The sequence below is a fragment of the Methylomonas rapida genome, assembly GCF_024360925.2.
In the GTDB taxonomy this organism is placed as follows: Bacteria; Pseudomonadota; Gammaproteobacteria; order Methylococcales; family Methylomonadaceae; genus Methylomonas; species Methylomonas rapida.
On the sequence record NZ_CP113517.1, the window covers coordinates 670,955 to 693,548 of the forward strand.

General features: G+C 54.1%; 13 protein-coding genes. 7 read left to right on the forward strand and 6 right to left on the reverse strand.

Translation table 11 applies throughout. The features are described from left to right. Positions 1–23: 23 nt before the first annotated feature. The gene (locus NM686_RS03230) at positions 24–4,121 is read left to right on the forward strand and encodes an EAL domain-containing protein (RefSeq protein ID WP_255186450.1); all 4,098 of its coding nucleotides are present in this window, start codon (positions 24–26) and stop codon (positions 4,119–4,121) included. A gap of 100 nt (positions 4,122–4,221) precedes the next feature. Here the strand turns inward: NM686_RS03230 and rnd are convergent, their stop codons facing one another. After that, positions 4,222–5,376 carry a ribonuclease D gene (rnd, locus tag NM686_RS03235; RefSeq protein ID WP_255186451.1) on the reverse strand — a complete coding sequence of 385 codons (1,155 nt, stop codon included), beginning with the start codon at positions 5,374–5,376 and terminating at the stop codon, positions 4,222–4,224. A 225-nt stretch (positions 5,377–5,601) separates the two neighbouring features. On the opposite strand from rnd, the gene NM686_RS03240 reads away from it, so the two are divergent. Continuing rightward, positions 5,602–7,926 carry a TonB-dependent receptor gene (locus NM686_RS03240; protein ID WP_255186452.1) on the forward strand — a complete coding sequence of 775 codons (2,325 nt, stop codon included), beginning with the start codon at positions 5,602–5,604 and terminating at the stop codon, positions 7,924–7,926. A gap of 434 nt (positions 7,927–8,360) precedes the next feature. On the opposite strand, the gene NM686_RS03245 is transcribed toward NM686_RS03240, so the two are convergent. The 3 genes from NM686_RS03245 to NM686_RS03255 are packed head-to-tail and all read right to left on the reverse strand — an operon-like array spanning position 8,361 to position 13,009. Next, the gene (locus NM686_RS03245; RefSeq protein WP_255186453.1) at positions 8,361–8,882 is read right to left on the reverse strand and encodes a DbpA RNA binding domain-containing protein; all 522 of its coding nucleotides are present in this window, start codon (positions 8,880–8,882) and stop codon (positions 8,361–8,363) included. A 16-nt stretch (positions 8,883–8,898) separates the two neighbouring features. Further along, positions 8,899–10,185 (reverse strand): peptidylprolyl isomerase, encoded by a 1,287-nt coding sequence (locus NM686_RS03250; protein ID WP_255186454.1) that lies wholly within the window; start codon positions 10,183–10,185, stop codon positions 8,899–8,901. Positions 10,186–10,192: 7 nt separating this feature from the next. Continuing rightward, a complete protein-coding gene (locus NM686_RS03255) occupies positions 10,193–13,009 on the reverse strand; it encodes an LPS-assembly protein LptD (RefSeq protein ID WP_269022347.1) in 2,817 nt (938 codons plus the stop codon). A gap of 92 nt (positions 13,010–13,101) precedes the next feature. Here NM686_RS03255 and NM686_RS03260 point away from each other — a divergent pair, with 92 nt between their 5' ends. From NM686_RS03260 to NM686_RS03275, 4 genes are all read left to right on the forward strand, one after another. Continuing rightward, positions 13,102–14,106, forward strand: coding sequence for an aminoglycoside phosphotransferase family protein (locus NM686_RS03260; protein ID WP_255186456.1), 1,005 nt, complete (start codon positions 13,102–13,104; stop codon positions 14,104–14,106). Continuing rightward, a complete protein-coding gene (murU, locus tag NM686_RS03265; RefSeq protein WP_269022349.1) occupies positions 14,103–14,780 on the forward strand; it encodes an N-acetylmuramate alpha-1-phosphate uridylyltransferase MurU in 678 nt (225 codons plus the stop codon). The genes NM686_RS03260 and murU overlap by 4 nt, the downstream gene beginning before the upstream one ends. Before the next feature lie 93 nt (positions 14,781–14,873). Then, positions 14,874–18,578, forward strand: coding sequence for a PAS domain S-box protein (locus NM686_RS03270; protein ID WP_255186458.1), 3,705 nt, complete (start codon positions 14,874–14,876; stop codon positions 18,576–18,578). After that, entirely contained in the window at positions 18,575–19,552 is a 978-nt protein-coding gene (locus NM686_RS03275) for a response regulator (RefSeq protein ID WP_255186459.1), read from the forward strand. Before NM686_RS03270 ends, NM686_RS03275 begins: the two co-directional genes overlap by 4 nt. 23 nt (positions 19,553–19,575) lie before the next feature. Here NM686_RS03275 and NM686_RS03280 read toward each other — a convergent pair whose 3' ends face one another. Further along, positions 19,576–20,364, reverse strand: coding sequence for a PEP-CTERM/exosortase system-associated acyltransferase (locus NM686_RS03280; protein WP_269022351.1), 789 nt, complete (start codon positions 20,362–20,364; stop codon positions 19,576–19,578). A 228-nt stretch (positions 20,365–20,592) separates the two neighbouring features. Between NM686_RS03280 and NM686_RS03285 the strand changes: the two genes are divergently transcribed. After that, a complete protein-coding gene (locus NM686_RS03285; protein ID WP_255186461.1) occupies positions 20,593–20,766 on the forward strand; it encodes a rubredoxin in 174 nt (57 codons plus the stop codon). 58 nt (positions 20,767–20,824) lie between these two features. Here NM686_RS03285 and NM686_RS03290 read toward each other — a convergent pair whose 3' ends face one another. Beyond that, positions 20,825–22,531 carry a proline--tRNA ligase gene (locus NM686_RS03290; RefSeq protein WP_255186462.1) on the reverse strand — a complete coding sequence of 569 codons (1,707 nt, stop codon included), beginning with the start codon at positions 22,529–22,531 and terminating at the stop codon, positions 20,825–20,827. Between the last annotated feature and the right edge of the window lie 63 nt (positions 22,532–22,594).

The following is a 22,594-nucleotide window of genomic DNA, read 5'->3' on the forward strand; positions in this document are numbered from 1 at the left end:
GGTTGGGCGCATGAGGTTTTAACATGGCGATTCGGCGTTATCGATGGCAGGAAATTGGCGGCTTGTTATGTCTGGGATTGCTGTATGCCATCGTCGCCAAAATTGTACTGACCTCGTTTTCCGAAGCCAATAGCGGCGTTTCGCTAGTCTGGTTTTCCGGCGGCATCGGGCTGGCCGTATTGCTGCTCAAGGGCATGCATTATTGGCCGGGCATTTTCCTCGGTGCGTTCGCGGCCGGTTTGATGGTGGATGATGCCTTTTGGATGTCCGTTTTCATTGCCGCCGGCAATACCCTGGAATCGGTGGCGGCGGCGTGGTGGCTGAAGCGCGATGGCCGGTTTTCGCCGGTCTTGAGCCGGCCCGAGCATTTTTTTCGCCTGAGCTATGCCGCCGCCGCCTGTTCCTTGATTAGCGCCGTGCTGGGTCCTTGGGCCATTTGGTGGGGTGGGTTGATTCCAACGCCTGCCATGCCTAAAGCGATGCTGCATTGGTGGATGGCCGATGTGTTCGGCATCGTCTTCACCACGCCCGTCATTCTGGTCTGGCGACGCTGGCCGCATGAATGGTTTCGGCGGACGCGTCTGCTTGAAACCTTGTCCTTCATGGCGTTGTGCCTGTTCATAGGGCAGTTTCTGTTTCTTGGTTTTTTTCCGTTCTCGGCCGAGGTATATCCTAATACCTATTGGTTTTTTCCCTGCATGATTTGGGGGGCCTTGCGGTTTGGCCGCCACGGTGTGATGTGGGTCGCAACCCTGGGCGTGTTGATGGGGTTGTATGGCGCGGCCCACCTGCGCGGCGTGTTTGCAAACGATTTTCAGCAGAGCGGCATGTTGAACTTCTGGTTTTTCATGGCCGTGCTGTCGTTTACCGGCACGCTGCTGGTCCTGGCTTTGCAAAGCAACCTTTATTACGCTCGAGTTTTACACGGGAGCCAACGCCGCCTGCAAGCCATCATTGATGCGACACCGATACCCTGCGCGCTGAACGATGACAGGCAAAGGATTACGCTGTTGAATCCCGCCTTCGTCAAAACCTTTGGTTATACGCTGGACGATATTCCCACGCTGGAGGATTGGTTTACCCAAGCCTATCCGGAACCGGCGTATCGGCAATGGGTAAAGGACACCTGGAGGCAGCGCCTGCGGCAGGCCAAGCAAAGCGGCCTGCCGCTTCAGCCCTTTCAGAAAAAAGTGGTTTGCAAAAACGGCGAAATCCGTCAGGTACTGGCCGGTGCGGGCCCGCTGGAAGGCGCTTACGAAAACGAATATCTGGTCACGCTGATGGACTTGACCGAGCAGTCTCGAATCAACAAGGCCTTGTCCGATGCCAACGTGTTATTGCAAACCGTCCTGGAAACCCTGCCGTTGCGGGTGTTTTGGAAGGATCGCCAATCCCGTTACCTGGGGGGCAATCGCTTGTTTGCCGAGGATGCCGGCCTGGCCGCCGTCGATGACTTGCTCGGCAAGAATGATCATCAGTTGGGTTGGTGGGCGCAGGCCGAGCAATATCAGGCCGACGACCGTCAGGTCATGGAAACGGGCCAGGGACGGGTAGGCTATGAAGAGCCGCAGACCCGCCCCAATGGCGAGAAAATCTGGCTGCGCACCTCGAAGTTACCGCTACGCAATAGTGATGGCGAGGTGATTGGCGTCTTGGGGATATATGAAGACATCAGCATGCGCAAGCGCATCGACGACCAATTGCTGTGGCGGACCACGTTTCTGGAAGCGTTGCTGGAAGCGACGCCGGACGGTATTTTGGCCGTGGACGAAACCGGCAATAAACTGTTGCAAAATCGAAGGTTGAGCGAATTGTGGGATATTCCGCCCGGCATTGCCGAGCAAGCCGACGACAGTCTGCAACTCGAGTTTGTAAAGAACAAGACCAGAAATCCGCGGCAATTTCTGGAAAAGGTGTCCTTCCTGTATGCGCATCCGGAAGAAACCAGCCGGGATGAAATCGAATTGGTCGACGGCAAGCTTCTGAAACGTTTTAGCGCGCCGGTGCGGGATCGCTTGGGACATTATTACGGCCGTATCTGGTATTTCACCGACATTACCGAGATGCGCAAAGGCGAACTCAGTTTGCGGCAGCAGGAGTACTACCAGCGTTCCTTGCTGGATAATTTCCCCTTCCTCGTGTGGCTGAAGGATAGGGAAAGCCGTTATTTGGCGGTGAACAGAACCTTTGCCCAGCAATGTCGTATCGGCATTCAGGATGTCATCGGTAAAACCGATTTCGACATTTTTCCGGCCGATTTGGCGCAAGGTTATCGCCGCAACGATGAAGAGGTGATGGCAAGCCGGCAACGAAAGCATATCGAGGAAAGTCTGCTGGTCGATGGATGCTGGCGCTGGATGGAGACTTACAAGGCGCCGTTGATCGATGACAAGGGTGAAGTGCTGGGTACGGTGGGGTTTTCCCGCGATATTAGCCCGCGCAAGGAGTCCGAGGAGGCGCTGAAGCTGGCCGCGCTGGTATTTGACAACAGCAGCGAGGCCATGCTGGTGACCGATGCCGAGAATAAGATTCTCAAGGTCAATGCGGCATTCACCCAGATCACCGGCTATTCCTTCGAGGAAGTGCGAGGGCAAGATCCCAAGATTCTGGCGTCGGGATTGCAAGATCAAGCCTTTTATAGGGCGATGTGGGATTCCATCAACGCCACGGGGGGCTGGCGTGGGGAAATCATCAATCGCCGCAAAACCGGCGAAATTTATATCGAAGAAATTACCATCAACAGCATTTTTGACGATCAAGGGCGGCCTCAGCGCCGCGTGGCTTTGTTCTCCGATATTACCCAGCGCAAACAGTCGGAAGAGCAAATCTGGCAGCAGGCCTATTTCGATCCGTTGACAGGTTTGCCCAATCGCAGGTTGATGCGCGAGCGCCTGGCGCAGGAAATCAAAAAAGCCCAACGCATGCAGCAGCGCTTCGGTTTGCTGTTCATCGATTTGGACCATTTCAAGGATGTCAACGATACCTTGGGTCATGAAATGGGCGATGAGTTGTTGAAGGAAGCCGGTCGCCGCTTGAGTGCCAGCGTGCGGGAATCGGATACCGTTGCCCGCCTCGGCGGCGACGAGTTTACGGTAATTCTCGGTGAAATGGCGAGTTTGGATGGGCTGGAAAGGGTGGCGAAGTTGCTGATTCAGCGCTTGAGCGAGCCCTTCACGCTGAGCGACGAGGTGGTGTTCGTGTCCGCCAGTATCGGCATTACGCTGTATCCGGACGATGGTCTGGAGCTGGGGCAATTGCTGCGCAATGCCGATCAGGCCATGTATGCGGCTAAAAACCTGGGCAGGAATCGTTATAGCTTCTTTACCGCGGCCATGCAGGAAGCCTTGACGGCCAGGGCGGCCATGGTGACCGATTTGCGCGGCGCTTTGGCCAATCAGGAATTCGGCTTGGTTTATCAACCCATTGTGGAATTGAGCAGCGGTGCCGTGCATAAGGCTGAAGCCTTGCTGCGTTGGCAGCATCCGGAGCGAGGCGGCATTAGCCCCGCGGAGTTCGTGCCGTTGGCGGAAGACGCGGGCCTGATCCATGAAATTGGCGATTGGGTGTTTCAAACGGCTAGCCGGCAAGTGGCGCGTTGGCGACAAATCCTGCATCCCGATTTCCAGATCAGCGTCAACAAATCACCGCAGCAATTTTTGGATAGCCGGCATGGCGCTCTCGACTGGTTGGACTGGCTGAGGCGCTTGGAATTGCCCGGCAACGCCGTTGCGGTGGAAATCACCGAAGGCTTGTTATTGGAGGCCAATACCAAGGCCAGCGAGCATTTGTTGGTATTTCGCGATGCCGGCGTGCAGGTGGCTATCGACGACTTCGGTACCGGTTATTCGTCCCTGGCTTATTTGAAAAAATTCGACATCGATTACTTGAAAATCGATCAGTCGTTCGTGAGTAACTTGAGCGCCGATTCCAGTGATTTTGTGCTGTGTCAGGCCATCATCGTGATGGCGCATAAACTGGGACTGAAGGTGATCGCGGAAGGGGTGGAAACCGAGGCGCAGAGAGACTTATTGAACGCGATCGGCTGTGATTATGCTCAGGGTTACCTGTTCGCCCAGCCGATGACAGTCGATGAGTTCGAGCGGCGTTTCGTTTTGAAATAACGCCGCTCTAGCGTGGTTGTCGTAAATATTGGGCTGGCCTGTCTTCAGTCTGATTTGACTCTGGCGGCAGGCTTCTATTGAAAAACCTGAGCTTGGCTTGCTAATCCACGGCGGGGCGTATGACGACCGTGTCAGGGGTCAGGCTGAGGGTGTACTGGCCTTGCAGCAGGCCTTGCAACTCCCGGCCCGCCATGTTGTAGCGCCAGCCGTGCAGCAAAGGACAGTCTTCTTCGCCGAACAGCAGTTGTTCCAACTCATTGCGGGTGGCGAGTATGACCGGGTTCAAGGAATTTTCCTCGGCACGTATGCGTACCACGGCGCTCAGCACGTCGATGATGGCTTCGTGCTGGTGAGTTTTCTTGATGGGACGTTCTTTTTCCTTCAGCGGTTTCGGTGGGGTTTGGCGGGCCGAGGCTATCAGCTCGCATAACACTTTGCCGTAACGGTTGGCGCTGCGTTCGTTGATATTGCGAATTTTGGCTAGATCGGCCAGGGTTACGGGCTGCAGTTTGGCCAGTTCCAAGAGCATGTCATCCGGGAACAGCCAGTTGCGTGGCTTGTTTTCGCTTTGCGCGGTGCGTTCGCGCCATTCGCTCAAGCTTTGCAAAATGGACAGTTGCCGCCCGGTGAGCTTGTTTTTGCCGCGGATGCGCAGCCAGGCATTTTCCGGCGACAACTGATACAGCTCCGGGTCGTTCAACAGCGCAAAATCGTTGTCCAGCCAATTCAGCCGGCCCAATTTGTCCAGTTGCTCGCACATCATCGTGTAAATCTTGCACAAATAGATCACGTCGTCGGCGGCATATTGGATCTGGTCGTCGCTGAGCGGTCGCGCGGACCAGTCGGTGCGGGTATGGGCTTTGTTCAGGTTGATGTTCAAAAAACTCGAAACCAGCATCGCGTAGCCGGGATTTTCCTGAAAACCAAGTAGCGGCGCGGCGATTTGCGTATCGAAAATGGGCTCCGGGATTCGACCGGTAAGCTGGTAAAAAATCTCCAGGTCCTGGCGGCAGGAATGCAGCACCTTGGTGATGGAAGGGTTGTAGATGGCGGTGAACAGCGGACCCAGATCGGTGATGCTCAATGGGTCCACGCAGGCGACCCAGCCGGGAGCCGCAATTTGAAGCAGACAGAATTTGGGGTAATAAATTTTTTCTCGCAAGAATTCTGTATCGAGCGCGATCCAGGGTTCCTGGCTGATTTGCTCGCACAACGCGGGTAACTGGTCGGCGTGGTTGATGTATTGAATAGTCATGATGCCTGATAGGGAAAGGGCTTTTCGAAGTTTTGACGGGCTATTTTACTCCGCCGGCCTCGATGATGGGGCAAATAATCCGAAATGGCCGAGTGGCGGATAGTGCGTCCGCAAGTTTGCCGAATGCACAAACAATGCATGGGAAAAATTCCTTTTTTTGTCGCGTGTATTCTGGTGACGGCGGCGGGGCTTATCATGTAGGAATTTGCAAAGAAGGTATATCCGATGAAGAGACTTGCCCTGGGGCTGTTGCCCTGGTTTGCGATGTTACCGCTGGCGGAAGCCATTGCCGAGGAGCTGACCAGCGACGCCGAGGCGTTGGAGAATGTCGAAGTGGTGGCGGTATCGCCATTGCAATTCGGCGGTGTGGATATCAACAAAATTCCCGCCAATGTGCAAACCACCACGGCCGAGGGGCTACAACGGTCGCAGGCAATATCGCTGGCGGATTACATGAATCGCTACATGGGTAGCGTCAATATCAACGATGCGCAAAACAATCCCTTGCAGCCGGATATCCAATATCGCGGCTTCAGCGCGTCGCCCCTGATGGGCTTGCCGGCCGGCATGGCGGTCTATGTGAACGGCGTTCGTTTCAACGAACCTTTCGGCGACATGATCAACTGGGATTTGATTCCGCAGGGCGCCATCGAGAACATGGCCTTGCAACCCGCTTCCAACCCGGCCTTCGGTTTGAACGCCTTGGGTGGGTCCATCACCGTCAATACCAAGACCGGCTTTTCGTCGCCCAAACATCAGTTGGAAGTGCAGGGCGGTTCCTGGGACAGGCATTCGGAAGAACTCAGCAGCGGCTGGAACAACGGCACCTGGGGTTACTTTGCCGACTTCAGCAATTTCTCCGAGGAAGGCTGGCGCGATCATTCGCGTAGCGAGGCCAAGCGCGGTTTCGGCACCTTGAGCTGGCGCGGCAGTCAATCCAGCCTGGATTTGAATTTTGCCGGCACCGAGAACGAATTGCGCGGTAACGGCGCGATTCCCGAGGAGTTGCTGGCCTTCGGCCGCGACAAGGTCTTCACCCATCCCGATCTGACGCGCAACCGTTTGTTCATGGTGTCGCTGGACGGCGATACCTGGCTGAACGACCAGAACCAGTTGTCCGGCACGGCTTATTACCGTCGCAACAAGATCAGTACCTATAACGGCGATGGCAGCGAGTTTGATGACTGTGAGGTCGATGGAACCGATTTCTTGTGTGAAGATGACGAACCTTTGGTGGCGATGGACGGTAATCGGGTTTTGGAAGACGAGGCCCTTGAAGGCGGTACCATCAACACGTCGGAAACCACGCAACAATCCTTCGGCTTTGCGCTGCAAAACGCCTTTCATCACAAGATTTTCGGCATGAACAACCAGTTGATCGGCGGGGCGAGTTACGATCACAGCACGGCGCATTATCGCGCCGATACCGAGCTGGGCAGCTTGACCAGTGATCGCGGCGTCAGGGCGGGCGGCGTGTTGCTGCAGGAGTCTCGAGTACGTTTGAATACCGAGACCAATAACTACGGTGTGTTCCTGACCGATACCCTGTCCGTGACCGATAAACTGGATGTGACGGTTTCTGGCCGCTACAACATCACGCATCTGGAGTTGAAGGATCAATTTCCGGGCGACGATCCGGACGAGAATCTGACTGGCTATCATACCTTCAACCGTATCAATCCGGCCGCAGGCTTGACCTATGCCTTCATGCCCGAGCTGACGTTCTACGGCAACTACAGCGAATCGTCCAGGGTGCCGACCCCGATGGAGTTGAGCTGCGCGGACCCAAACAATCCTTGTAAACTGCCGAATGCCTTCGTGGCCGATCCACCGTTGGAACAGGTGGTGGCCAATAGCTGGGAAGCGGGCTTTCGCGGCGATTTGAAACAATTGCCGTTTGGCCGCATGCATTGGAACGCCGGCTTTTTCCATGTCATCAACAACAACGACATCCTTTGGCAGGGCAACGGCGCCGTCAACGGCATGGGGTATTTCGAAAACGTCGGCAAAACCCAGCGCCAAGGCGCGGAAGCGGGGCTGTCGGGCTTGTTTTTCGACGATCGCTTGCGCTGGACGGCCAATTACACCTTCATCGATGCCACCTACCAATCTTCCTTTGGCAGTCCGAACGGCGCTCATCCCAATGCGGTGGATGGCGTCACGCAAGTTCGCCCCGGCAACAAAATACCCGGCATCCCGGCGCATCAAGCCAAGTTCAGCGCGGATTACGATATCGTTCCGGAATGGACGCTGGGCTTCGACATGAACTACAACAGTTCGCAATACCTGCGCGGCGACGAAGCCAATCTGACCGCCAAGATTCCAGCTTTCGTCATTTTCAATCTACGCAGCGAATACCGCTTCAACGAGCATGTGGCCTTGTTCGGTCGAGTCAACAACTTGTTCGATCGCGATTACGCCAACTTCGGCGCCTGGGCCGAAACCGGCGAAGTATTGCAAGGACTGGGGCTGGAGGAAAACGAAAACGCTCGGTTTGTCGGCGTCGGTGCGCCGCGGGCAGCCTGGATAGGACTGCGTTTGACGATGTAGGCAACATTACTGCGAAAGTCATGCTGGTGGGAGCGACGCATAGTCTCGATGCGAAGTCTATTGTCGCGACGGGGCGTCGCTCCTACAGAAAAATTACTCTGAAAGTAGCAAAATGTGAGGGTGCGGTTGCTTGTTGGACAGGCGTCGGCGGCAAGGATGCCGCCGTCGAGCCTACATGGATGTATTCACGGCGGCCTGTCCGGCAAGCAACCTTACCCTGAAGACGATTTTCATTTGCCGGGACGATGTCCATCTTCATCAGCGTTACTCTGAAAGTCGCGGGCTAAACGACGGCACGCTTGGAAAAAGCTAAAGCTTTTTCACTTCCAAACCACGCTGGGGCGTGAGATTGCTTTAGCTATTGCACTGATGATAAATCTTCCCCGCTTGCGAGGCTTGACCGAACCCTTGGCTCGATTAGGATTTTTTCCGCTTCAGTCGCTGGCGCGTTTGATTTCCCGCAATTTTCTGCGGTTGGATTTGACGCGTTTGATATTCAGCGGGCGCCCGTCTAGCGTTGCTTCGCTCAATAACTGAAAGATGTCGGCCGGCATGCCGTCCGGCAGGTCGACCAGCGTGTAAGTGTCGCGCATGTCCAGGCGGGCAATGCGTTTCCTGTCAACGCCCGATTCTTCAATCAACACCGCCAATACTTGCTCTTCGGTGATGCGATGGCTGGTGCCTACATCCAGGCGATAGCGTACATTCCGATAAGCAGGCCCCTTGAATGCTGGTGGTGGAGCAATGGTGTTCTCCGGCTCCTGTTGCTCGCGCGGATTCTGGAACAAATGCGGTTGGCCGATGTAGAGCAGGGCGGCGGCACAATCCAGTGGGGCTATCGCCATGTCTTTGCCGATTTGTTGCACCACGGCGCGCTGTGCGTCAAGGTTGGCTTGTTTTAGCACATGTTGCAGACGCTTCTTGAGTTTTTCCAGCTTGCGGGGGTGAACGTGCATGTTCTTCAATTCCTGATTAAAGTCTATCCATATCAATTTCCACGTAGGCCTCATCGCGTAAGCGCCGCAGCCATAATTCGGTTTCTTCCTCGATTTTGCGCTTGCGGATTTCGTCCCGGATCTTGTCCTTTCTGAATTGGTCGCTGTTGTCCTGATTTTCGCGTCCCAGCACTTGAATGATGTGCCAGCCAAACTGGGTCTGTACCGGTTCGCTGATTTGATTGATATCCAGCTTGTTCATCGCCTCTTCAAAGGGCGGCACCAGGGCGCCAGGGCCGACCCAATCCAGCGAGCCGCCGTTGATTGCCGAGCCTTTGTCGTCCGAGTGGGCACGGGCCAGTGTGGCGAAATCGTCGCCATCGCGGATACGCTCCTTCAGCACCAGCAAACGCTTTCGTGCTTCGTCATCATCGACCAGTTCGTTGGTCTTGATCAGGATATGCCGGACCTTGGTTTTGGTGACGATATGTTGGGCAGAGCCTTCAGTTTCCAGCATTTTGATGATATGGAATCCGCTGGGGCTGCGAATCGGATCGGAAATGTCGCCTTGCGTCATCGTCGTCACGATGTCGGTGAACAGGGTGGGTATTTGGCCAATGCTACGCCAGCCCAAGTCCCCGCCTTTCAGGGCGTGGTCATCGTCGGAGGCGCTGATCGCGGTTTCCTTGAAATCCTTGCCGCTACGTAATTCGGCCACGAGGCGATCGGCCTTTTCCTGGGCTTTCTGGATCACGCTCGCGGAAGCACCGGAAGGTACGGAAACCAAAATATGTCCCAAATGATACTGCGTGTTGGAGGCGCCGGCCTTGCTTTGGGTTTCCAGGTAGTGGTTGACCTCTGCATCGGTCACCTTCACGCGGGCGCCGATTTCGCGGCCGCGCAGCTGGTTGATGATGATCTCGTTGCGCAAGTTTTCTTCAAAGGCCTTGTAATCCATGCCCTGATTGGCAAGTTCTTGTTTGAAGCTTTCCACCGACAGGTTGTTTCGCCCCGCGATTTCAGTCACCGAGCTTCTGAGCATTTCCTCGCTAACCTGAATCCCGGAGCGAGCCGCGAGCTGACGTTGCAGCTTGTCGACGATCATGCGCTCCAATACTTGCTTTCTCAAGACAAACTCGGGTGGCATCATTACATTGTTGCCGCGCAATTTATTGCTGACAGCGGCGACTTCGACAGCGAGCTCGCGTTCCAGTATCACGTCATCTTCCACGACCGCGACGATGCGATCCAGGGTTTGCGCATGAACCTGTGCGGGCAACAGAGGCAGCAATAACCCGGCAATAACGAGCAAGTGTTTGAGCATATCGAGTTTAATCTTCAAAATCATCGTACGGACGATAACCGTTCAAGTTGCGTTGCAGGAAGGTGTCGACTTGGTCGCCGAAGCTGGTCAAGCCTTTCAATTCCAGCTGAACGAAAAATGCGTTTTCCGGCTTGGCGTCGGGATCCAAGATGTTGGTGGTATTGGCACCGTTGATGTAGCGGCGGCCAATCACGCGTAAACGCCAGCAGCAGGTTTCCTTTTCGATACCAATGAAGCTTTCGGTGGTCTTGTCGAAATTGAACGAGTATTGCCAGCGGCCTAGGCCGTACCAGCCAGCGGCAAGTGGCCAGCGGAAGGAAATGTCCGACTGCGAAATGTCGGTGCTGCCGAATTGATAAAGATCGGCGGGATTATAGTTACGCCAGCGATAGCCGATGTCGAAAATCTGACCCGGTTGATTGCGGTATCTCAATACGCCTTGTGCGCGGGAGAAGCCGTTTTCAATCGGATCCCATTGCGCGCCGGTCGAATAAGACAAATGTTTGGTCATTTGGCCGCTCATTTCGCCGACAAAATTTGAGGTCGTGCTGTTTTCCGCAGCCCGATTGTCCGCTAAATATTCCAAGTCGACGCTTCTATCCTGAAAATAAATGACCTGACCCAGGCTGAGCTTCAGGGGTTCAAGTCCGGTTTGGGAGTCGATCAGGCGAGTCGTGCCGGCCAGTGTAATTTGGTTGGCGTCTTGAATCCTGTCAACGCCGCTGAAGCGGTTTTCCCGAAACAAACTGTAGAAGTTGGTATCGTAGGCGGCCGTGTCGAACAGCGGAATATCGCTCTGATCCTTGCGCGGGATGTACAGATAAAACGCCCTTGGCTCCAGGGTATGGGTATAACCCGAGCCGCCAAGGTTGATGTCTTTCTCGAACATTAAGCCACTGTCCACCGAGAAAATCGGCAGCATGCGGCTTACGCTATCCGGCTGGTTAGGCGTCGCTTGATTGGTAAACTGGTACTGGGTGTATTGGCCGGTGATTTTGGGGATGAAAAAGCCGGCGCTGGACTCCAGCGGCGTGCTTATCGAGGGCGCCAGGTTGAAACGTTGGCCGTTGACTCGGACATCATGATAGAAATGCGTGTATTCATTGTTCATGGCCAGGCTGATCGGCATCTTCTCGAATTCATGGCCGAAGTTCAGGTTCACCCGCGGCAGCATGTCGTAAGGCATGTCGTTGGCGGTGAGCGTTTTATCCAGGGATTCGTAATGATTGATGCCGGTCGAGAATGACGTCTTGGGCAAGCCGGAATAATAAGCATAAGCCGTGCTGGGCAAGAAGCGGTTGGTTTGTTGAAAACCTAGCGCGTTATTCATGTCATTGATGTATTCGTCATCCGAAACGTAATTTAAATCGGTGAGGGTGCTCAAACTCTCGGTAAAGCGGCTATTGTCCTTGAAAGAAGCGGAATAACGGGTTCCGCCTCTTAGCTCGTCATGGGGCAGGATTTCGGTACCCAAACTGCCTTGCGAGGTTTCGGTCAGGTAACGCAGCTTGTTGCGCAGCATGCCGCCGCGTTTTTCCATGTAGCGCGGCGTGATGGTGGTGTCGAAATTAGGGGCAATATTCCAGTAAAACGGTGCCGCGAAATCAAAACCGTTACGCTGCGTGTTGCCAAAGGTCGGAGCCAATAAACCGCTCGTGCGGCGATCATCAATAGGAAACGAAATGTACGGAGTGTACAGCACCGGCACGCCTTTGAACTCCAGCCAGGCGTTTTTGGCCGAACCCTTGCCGGTTTCGCGGTTCATTTTGACCCGCTCGGCATGCGCGACCCAGTCCTGATTGCCAGGCTGACAACTGGTAAATGAGGCATGGTGATAACGCGAAAGGGTTTTGCTGTCGCGATACATGACGTCGGCGGTGCCGCGTAATGGTGCTTCGGCGTTGATGAATTGGGTTTTCCTGAGACGGGCTTGGTCCTTGCCTAGACTGAGCGAGGCCGTATCGCTGGCCAGAGCCAGGGTAGATTCGCTGTAAATGACGTTGCCTTGAGCGTCCATGGTATCGGCGACCGTATCGTAACTGGCTTTATCCGCCATCAGGTGCTGGTCGGCGCGGTTCAAATCGACATTGCCGGTAAAACTTAAAACCTCGCCATCGAATATTTCGGAAAAGTCGGCGGTGACGTCCGTATCAGCGCTATCTCGGTCCTTGCTGGAGGTGGTTTTGTGTTTGATTTTTTTAGCGGACCAATCCGAACAGTTTTGCCAGGGGTCCTGCTCGAATTCTGCGCGCAGGGTCTGAAACGTCCGTTCTTGTTGCTGGCTATAAGCCGGCGTCAACCAGGTGGAGCTGGTCTCGGTGTCGGCTACGATTTGCGCCTCGCCTTTGGGATCGGGGCCGGACAGGTTGCAATTCCAGTTCTTGGTCTCATCGCCCGATTTACAAGTCCAGCCCTGATTCTGTACCTTTTGCGGTGCGGATGCGCTACGAGCGGGGAGCTTTTCCAGCACGGGTTTCTGGCTTTCGCTGATTTTGGCGTGCAGCTTTTCGGGTTTGCTGGCGGGTTTGGCCGCTTCGTCTTCGCCGGGCCGATTGGTTTGCACGTGCTCGATAGCTTGCGCCGGTGTGGCGGCCGCGGGTTGCTGCGGGACTGCCGCCGGCGGCGTTTGCTGACTGGCTACCGCGGGTTTTTCTGGGCTAATGACTTTCGGTTGCGCGGTTTCCGGGGTATTTTGGCCTTGATTCAAACATGTCCATTCGCCGTTTTTGCCTTGCTCGCAATTCCAGGCCGCATTGTTGGCGGCCAGAGCGACTTCCGTAAAGGATAACAATGCTAAATAAATTGTATAAAACCTAAGATTCATATCGAGGCTGGCGGCTAAATTAACTTAGCGGAATGGAAATCGAATAAAATGCCGGCTCATTTTACCTTAGGTTGCTTTGCAGTTTATAAATAATGTGCTATCCCAATTCCGATCCGCGAGCTCATGCGTTGCTGCAGTGGCTGACTGGCGACCTTGATCTTCAGATCAAAAAAATCGAGCCTGCATCCAGTGATGCCAGCTTTAGACGTTATTTCAGGATTTATCATGCCGGTGGCTGTCATATCGTGATGGATGCGCCGCCGGATAGGGAAAACATCGTGCCTTTCGTTCGCAATGCCGCGTTGTTTGCCGCAGCCCAAATCCATGTCCCGGAAATTTTTCAGCAGAATCTGGAGCAGGGGTTTTTGTTGCTGGAAGATTTCGGTAGCCAATCCTATCTGGATGGCTTGCGGGATGACAATGTCGATCGCTTGTATCAGAAGGCACTGGACAGCTTGTATCGCTTGCAAAGCCGAATCGAGCCGCATGACTGTGGCTTGCCCGAATACGACCAGGCCCTGTTGAGCAGGGAGTTGGGCATTTTTCATGAATGGTTCATGGAAAAACGCTTGGGCATTGTGCTGCCGGTTTCGGTTCGGCAAAGGCTGAACGATTGCCTGATCGGCTCGGCATTGGAGCAGCCCCTGGTTTGCGTGCATCGGGATTTCCATTCCCGGAATCTGATGTTGCTGGATGAAGACGCGGAGCCTGGGGTGATTGACTTTCAAGATGCGGTGGTTGGCCCGGTTACCTATGATCTCGTATCCCTGCTGCGTGATTGTTATGTCCGCTGGCCGCAGTCGCGCATTCAAAGTTGGTTGCAACGCTATTTTCAGCGTTTGGTTCAAGCCGAACTGCTGAGCGTGGACTTCGCCCAGTTCAGACGCTGGTTCGATTGGATGGGACTGCAGCGGCATTTGAAAGCCATCGGCATTTTTTCTCGTTTGGATTTGCGCGACGACAAGCCCGGTTATTTGGCCGACATTCCGCGCACGATGGGCTATGTCGCAGACGTATGCAATGCATATCCGGAATTGGCGGAGTTCAACGCCTTTTTGCAGCAACAAATTTTACCGATTTATCAAGCAAAATTATGAAAGCCATGATACTTGCGGCAGGCCGGGGCGAGCGCATGCGGCCATTGACCGACAGCAAGCCCAAGCCTTTGTTGAAACTGGCGGACAAGGCCTTGATCGAATATTGCCTGGAAAATTTGGTCGCCGCCGGGTTTGTCGACATCGTCATCAATGTAGCCTATCTCGGCCACCAGATCATCGAGTATTGCGGCGACGGCAGTCGATGGCAGGCGTCCATTCAATATTCCGACGAGGGGCAAACGGCGCTGGAAACCGCTGGCGGGATCGCCAAAGCCTTGCCCTTGTTGGGCGACAGTCCTTTTTTAGTCGTGAATGCCGATATCCTGTTCGATTATCCCTTGGCTAGCTTACGAAAGCGGTCGATAGAACTGGCGCATCTGGTCTTGATCGACAATCCGCCACATCATCCACAAGGTGATTTTTGTCTGCAAGAAACAGGTTTCTTGTCGGAACAGGGGGCGCAAAAACTGACGTTCAGCGGGATCGGGGTTTATGACCCCGCATTGTTTGCCGAGGTAAAAGTCGGTCAAGCGCTAAAATTGCGGCCGCTTTTGCAGCAGGCCATGCGGATGGGTAAAGTCAGCGGCGAATATTTCGGGGGCTTATGGTGTGATATCGGCACGCCGCAGCGACTGCAGGAAGTGGCCGGAAGCCTTGAGTTGTCGGCGTATTGAAGTCGGTTTCCGCTGTGCGTGAGGCTATCTAAAGGCTCATTTTCTCGGCGCGCATGTCATAATCGGAAACCAATAAATGGATGGGGGGCCGGCATGCTGCAAAAACGTCTTATTATCCTGTTGTCATTATTGATTCTGGTGCCGACGTGGGTGATAGGCTGGATGGCTTATCGTTTTTCCATCGAATCCATTCGTAGCGACAGGATCAAACTGGTCGGTCAAATTGCCGACAATCGTCATCAGCAATTGAATCGGGTGCTGGCGCAAACGCATGCGCGCGCCAATCTATTGTTGGATGATCTTTTACATAAATGTGCCGCCGGCAGCGCTACACTGCAGCAAGAGTGTGCAACCGGTGTTTTGCGTGATTATCTCCATACCGAGGGCGCTAGCGGAGCGTTCTTGTTTCAGGAGCATGGCGAGCACGGTTTAAGGGTGGGAGCGCCGGCCGATATTGACGGGGGGATGGCGGTATTTCAGCCCGAGCAATTGGTTTGGGTTTCGCCGTCATCGTCGCAACAGGCTCGAACCTACTCGGTCATCGTCCGTGATCGACGTTCGTCGTTTCAGTTACAGGTGAGCTATCCCGTCAGCCTGTTGCAAGCAATTTTTACCCCGTCGGCCGAATTGGGACAAACCGGCGAAGTTTTTTTGGCCGACAGCGCGGGATTTTTCGTGACCGAGGCTCGCTATGCCAGCGAGCAAGGCCATAGCCATCCGATTTCTGCGCCACCAATGCAGCTATGCCTGGGCCGACAAAATAGCGAGCTATTGGATGAGGACTATCGCAGGCAAGCCGTCATCCACGGGTTTCGCTACGTGCCGGAAATCGGCGGCGGTTGCATCATGGCGCATATCGACCAGCATGAAGCCTTTGCACCGGTCCATGCATTGGAAAGACGCATCCTCGTCGCGATGTTTCTGTTCATCATCATTGCGGCCGTGGTGGCAAGGTTGCTGGCCAGGCGCATCGTCAGTCCGATAGTCCGTCTGACCGATGCCGCGCGCAAGATCAGCAGGGGAAATCATTCGATTCGCGCAGACGTGAAAGGGCTCGATGAAATATCGGAACTCGCCGAATCATTTAATCAAATGACCGATGCGCTGGCGGACTCTCAGCGTAATCTGGAGGCCAAGGTCTTGGAGCGCACGCAAGCCTTGAGCAATAGTCAGGAACGCTACATGCTGGCGGAGCGCGCCGTCAACGATGGCATCTGGGACTGGAACATCGTCACCCATGAGTATTACCTGTCGCCGCGCTGGAATACCATCCTGGGTTATGGCGATGGCGAACTGCCCAATGTCGAATCGATTTTCTTCGAACTCATCCATCCCGAGGACAAGGCACGTGCCAGCCAGGCATTCAAGCGGCATCTGGAGCATAACGAGCGTTACGCCGCAGAAATCCGTTTGCGGCACAAGGATGGTAGTTATCGCTGGGTATTGGATCGCGGCGAAGCCTTGCGTGACGAAAGCGGCAATCCGGTGAGAATGATAGGTTCGATTACCGACATCACCGAACGCAAGGCCGCCGAAGCGGAGTTGATCGAATATCGGGAGCATTTAGAATCCTTGGTGGCGATGGCGACTACCGAAGTGCAAGCCATCGTGCAGACTGCGGTCAATGGTGTGATTTCGATCGATGCCAGCGGCGCCATTCGCGTATTCAACCCGGCGGCGGAAAGATTGTTCGGGTGGAAGGCGGAGGAAGTGCTTGGCAAAAATGTCTCGTTGCTGATGCCCGAGCCCTTTGCTTCCGAGCATGACAATTACATTCAGCGCTTCTTGCAAACCAATCAGGCCAAAATCCTGGGCATGGAACGAGAGGTCGTGGCGCAGCGCAAGGATGGCGGCGTGTTTCCCGCCAATCTGGCGGTAGGTCACGGCATCATCTCCGAAGGCCGGCACATTTTCGTCGGCTTTATTGCCGATATTACGCAGCAAAAGCAGGTCGAGCAGGAGCTACGCCAGGCCAAGGAAGCCGCCGAGGCAGCGGCCAAGGCCAAAGCCAATTTCTTGGCGAACATGAGTCATGAGATACGCACGCCGATGAATACCATCATCGGTTTCGCCGAAGTGGCCTTGCAAAATAGCGCATTACCTGCCGATGCGCGCGAACATGTGCGCACCATCCTCAGTTCCGCTCGCCATTTATTGAACGTGATCAACGATATTTTGGATTTTTCCAAAATCGAGGCCGGCAAGGTCGAACTGGAGTCGGTTTGCTTCAATCTGCCATTCGCGGTGCAGGAAACCCTCCAGACCATCGGTCTGCGTGCATCCGAGAAAGGACTTAAAATTGAATTGCATATAACCCCTGAATTGCCTCAATTTTTTAGCGGCGATCCCAATCGCTTGCGGCAGGTCATTTTGAATCTGGTCGGCAATGCGGTGAAGTTTACCGAAACCGGGACAATAACGGTGTCAATCCAGCGGGCCGAAGGCGAAGACATGCTGCATTTTGCCATCAGCGATACTGGTATCGGCATGACGGCCGAGCAGACCGAAAAAATCTTCGATTCCTTCTCGCAGGCCGATACGACGACTAGCCGTCGTTTCGGGGGGACGGGCTTGGGTACCACGATCAGCAAGCAAATCGTCGAGATGATGGGGGGGCGGATATGGGTGGAGAGTAAGCTAGGCGTGGGCTCGACTTTTCATTTCACGATTCGATTACCTGAAACAAGTCAACAAGAAAGTTGCCTTTACCAAGAGCATTCGCAACAGACCTTGGATTATTTTTCACCGCGTGCTTTCAAGGTGTTGTTGGCGGAAGATATCGAGGCCAATGCGACCTTGGCGCGTTTGCGCCTGGAGCAGCAAGGGCATCAGGTAATTTGGGTGAAAAATGGTCAGGAAGCCGTGGATGCATTCGAGCAGGGTGATTTTGATTTGATCTTGATGGATTTGCAAATGCCGGTTTTGGATGGCATCAATGCAACCAGGCGAATACGTCAGCTGGAGCAGGGGGGGCGTCAGCGGATACCGATACTGGCATTGACGGCCAGTGTATTGCAGCATGAAATGGCTCAATGCACCGAAGCCGGCATGGATGCCATCGTCGGCAAGCCTATCGATATCAATCAGTTATTGGAGCAAATGGAAGCGCTGGCGCCTGAAGGCGTTGGCCAAACAAGAGCGGAAGGCAATGTGTTTGCTAAGCCGGAAGTGGAGATCGATTTCTCGCCGCTGGCGTCGGTTGCGGATACGGCAAAAGCACTGAAGCGGTGGCGCGAGTCTCTAGCCTATGCTCATGCGTTGCGAAGCTTCGCACAAGAACACAGGGGCGACGCTGCGCGCATGGCCGCCCTGTTTGCACAAAACCCAGGCGAGCTGGCTGCGATAGAGCGTATTGCCCATGGTCTCAAGGGGGTTGCCGGTAATTTGGCCCTGATTGAAGTGACGGATTTGACACTCGGTCTGGATGAAAAACTGAAAGCGGGAGACGGCGAAAATTTGACGGCGGATTTTGCTGCGCTGGATGTCGCCCTGAAGGCGGCTGCCTCTGCGATCGAGTGTTTGCAATTGCCGGAAAAAACGGCGCGCACCGATAATCGGAGTGTCGACATGAACCAGCGAGTCGCTGTTTTGCGGAGGTTATTGCTTGCGCTGGATGCCTTGAACCCGGATCGGGTAGAACCGATATTGCATGAGCTGGAATCCAGTTTGGATGAAGGCGAGCTCAATACGCTAAAACATGAAGTGGACAACTTCGATTTCGATGCCGCAAGGGTTTTGGCGCAAAAACTGTTGGAGCGCTGCAATGCGGATGCGCAAGCGCAAGAGAGAAATTCATGAAAGAAAGTTACAAGGTACTGTTGGTTGATGATGAGCCGAACAACCTGAAGGTGTTGCAGCAGATTTTGAAGGGCCGTTTTGAGTTGCTGTTTGCGATCAATGGCGAGAAAGCTCTGGCCGCGGCCCAGGAACATCGGCCGGATATCATCTTATTGGACATCATGATGCCTGGCATGGACGGTTATCAGGTATGCAGGCATTTGAAGCAGGATACGGCAACTGCGCATATACCGGTGATCTTCGTCACGGCGATGAGCGAGGTCGAAGACGAAGCGCGTGGTTTCGATGTCGGTGCGGTGGATTATATTCAAAAACCGGTTTCCGGCCCCATCGTGCTGCGACGGGTGCAAACGCACCTGTCCCTGGTCAAGGTGGAGCAGCTGGACGCGTTGGCGCGTGCCGCTATCGAAATGTTGGGCGAGGCCGGCCATTATAATGATCCCTATACCGGTGAGCACATTTGGCGGATGGCGGCCTATTCCGCGGCATTGGCGCGGGCGGCCGGCTGGTCGCCGGCTGAAGTCGAGATGATGGAACTGGCGGCGCCTACGCATGACACCGGCAAGATTGGCATACCTCACAGTATCTTGAAGGCGCGGCGCGCGCTTACCGCTGAAGAGTGGGAGGTCATGAAGTCGCATTCTGAAATCGGCTATGACATTCTCAGCAAAAGCGACAATCCGGTCATCAAAATGGCGGCCGTCATTGCGCGTCATCATCATGAAAAATGGGATGGCACCGGTTATCCTATGGGGCTGGCTGGCGAAGAGATTCCTGAGGCCGCACGGATCGTGGCCATTGCCGATGTGTTCGATGCGTTGACGACCAAAAGGCCTTATAAGGAACCTTGGCCGCTCGAGGAGACGTTAAGAGTGATGCGGCAAGCCGCAGGCAGTCACCTGGACCCGCGCTTAATGAGGGTTTTTATTGAAATCATGCCGGAGATATTGCGTATCAAAGCGGATTGGCAATAAATCCTTCAAACTAGTTTGCATGATTAGCTTTGAGCTGCCCGTTTGGGAACGGCAAATTCCTTTTCCAGGTCGGAATAGCAGGAAAAGTGTTGCTTGTAGTCTTTCTGCCATAAACGATTGGCGAGAATGTTTTCAATGGATATTTGGTAAGGTGTTCGCAGACCTCTGTGTTCGCAAGCGTCGGCGATTTGTTGGAATTCAAATCCTTCTTTGCGTATGAACCAAGCCAATGCGGGTGCAACGATGAAATACCAGTAATCAATGTTGTTTTCGGCGCAGTAGACTGCGGCGGCGCGAAACAATCCCCACATTAAACTTCTAGTCTGATTTTTATAGTTATAAATCGATTTGATTTTATCGTTTTCTTCGCTAATTTCTTGTTCAGGCAGTCCATAGGGGGCGAAGCGCTTAGCAGGAAAACGTCTTGCTTCCTTGATGACGCATAATCTCGACATTTCCACTGAAACTTCGCGTTCGGCCAGGGAGATTTCCCGGTACGGCTGAGTTAAGTTTTCGAAGGGAAAGGCATCGTGTTTGTTGAAAACCAAACGCAGACCACCCAGCCAGTGGCCTGACTTTCTATGTCTGACCAAAAAATGGACTGCCGAATCGTCCCAGGCATCAATTTCCATTTGTTCGGGGAATTGATCTTTGTCTTCAAATCCCATTTCATCACAATAAACTTGATATCTAAGGTTGTAATGAATTTGCTTGCTTTCCAAGGTGTCCGCCAAAAACACCTCAAAGCTACTATCAAAAGACTTGTTTTCGGGGATCAAAATAAACTCCAGATGTCCAGAATGCTGGGCCATATACAAAATTGAGTCTAATTCTAGTGGATGTGCAGAGGCTTAGCTATGAAAATAAACCTTAAAATTAGATTAAAATGAAAAACACTGAGTAAAAGGGTGCGGCTGCTATTGGGTGGGGCTTTGTGGATGTTCGGCTGGATTCGCCACAATAATCGTGGTTTTTTTCGCTAATGCCTTGGGCTACAATCGTCCTGCTTTTAACCCGTCATGCATAATGGAGAAAAGAGAATGGCAGAATACAGAAAGTATAAGTGCAAAACATGTGGTCATATTTATGATGAAGCGGTCGGTGATCCGAGACAGGGTATTGCGCCAGGTACTCGGTGGGAAGATGTGCCGGAAGATTGGGGTTGCCCTAAATGCGGCTCGGTCAAAGCAATGTTCACACTGATGAAGTCTTGAACATCTAGTTGAACAGGCATACGGAAAAGGGCGCTTAGGCGCCCTTTTTTGTTTTCGATCAAGCCAATTTCGCCTTGATGAAATCGACGAGCTCCGCGAACGGAACTTCCTGGCTTTCCTTATCGGTACGACCTTGATATTCGACGGTGCCGCTGTCCAGGCCTCGATCGCCGATGACGATGCGGTGCGGAATGCCAATTAGCTCCATGTCGGAGAACATGAAGCCAGCGCGGACTTTTCTGTCGTCCAAAAGCACTTCGATGCCGGCATCCAACAAATCCGTGTAGATTTTTTCTACCGTATCGATCAAACGATCGGATTTGTACATGTTCATCGGGCAAATCGCCACTTGAAACGGTGCCAGTTCGTTCGGCCAGATGATGCCGCGTTCGTCGTGACCTTGTTCGATGGCGGCTGCCACCACGCGGGATATGCCGATGCCATAGCAGCCCATGATCATGATCTGGTTCTTGCCGGCCTCGTTGACGATACTGGCGTTCATCGCTTCGCTGTATTTGTTGCCCAACTGGAAGATATGGCCGACTTCGATGCCGCGGGCGATCGTGAGCTGGCCTTTGCCGTCTGGGCTGAGATCACCCTCGACGACCATGCGTAGGTCGTTGATTTCTGGCAGCGGCAGGTCGCGTTCCCAGTTCACGCCGCTGTAATGTTTGCCTTCTTGATTGGCGCCGCAGATGAAGTCGGACATGATGGCAGCGCTGCGATCGGCGATGATGGGCATGGCCAGGCCGATCGGGCCCAGCGAGCCCGGTTTGCAGCCGCAGGCGGCGACGATTTCCTCGTCGCTGGCGAATTGCAGCGGGGACAATACGCCAGGAATCTTTTCGGCTTTGATGGGGTTCAGTTCATGGTCGCCGCGAAGTAACAAGGCAATCAGGGGGGCATTCTCGCCTCTGACGATCAGGGTTTTCAGGCATCTTGTCGCGTCGACTTGGAAAAACTGGCTGACTTCCTCGATGCTATGTTGGTTTGGAGTGTCCACCAGCGTCATGGTTTGTGCGGGCGAAGGGCGTTCGCCGCCGGGCGCAAGTGCTTCGGCTTTTTCGACGTTGGCGGCATAATCGCTGCTGTCCGAGAAGGCAATGGCATCTTCGCCGGAATCGGCCAGCACGTGAAATTCATGCGAGACCGCACCGCCGATCGCGCCGGAATCGGCGATCACCGCGCGGAACTTCAAGCCGAAGCGGTTGAAGATGTTGGTGTAGGTTTGATACATCACGTCATAGGTTTGTTGCAGCGAAGCCTGATCCAGGTGAAAGGAATAGGCGTCTTTCATGACGAACTCGCGCGAGCGCATCACGCCGAAGCGTGGGCGGATTTCGTCACGGAATTTGGTTTGGATCTGGTAGTAGGTGATGGGCAGCTGTTTGTAGCTTTTCAACTCGTTGCGCGCCAGGTCGGTGATGATTTCCTCGTGCGTCGGCCCCAGGCAAAAGTCGCGGTCGTGACGATCCTTCATGCGTGCCAGTTCCGGGCCGTATTTTTCCCAGCGACCGGTTTCCTGCCACAATTCGGCGGGTTGCAGGGCTGGCATCAGTACTTCCAGGGCGCCGGCCTTGTTCATTTCTTCACGAGTGATTTGTTCGACCTTGCGAAGCACACGCAAACCCAGCGGTAGCCAGGTATAAATACCGGCGGCCAGTTTGCGGATCAGGCCGGCGCGTATCATGAGTTTATGGCTGGCGATTTCGGCATCGGCAGGTGTTTCTTTTACGGTGCTCAGAGGAAATTGTGATGTGCGCATGGGTATGAAAAGATTGAGTCAATAAACACGTATTTTACCGTTTAACTGATGGGGTGAGAATTT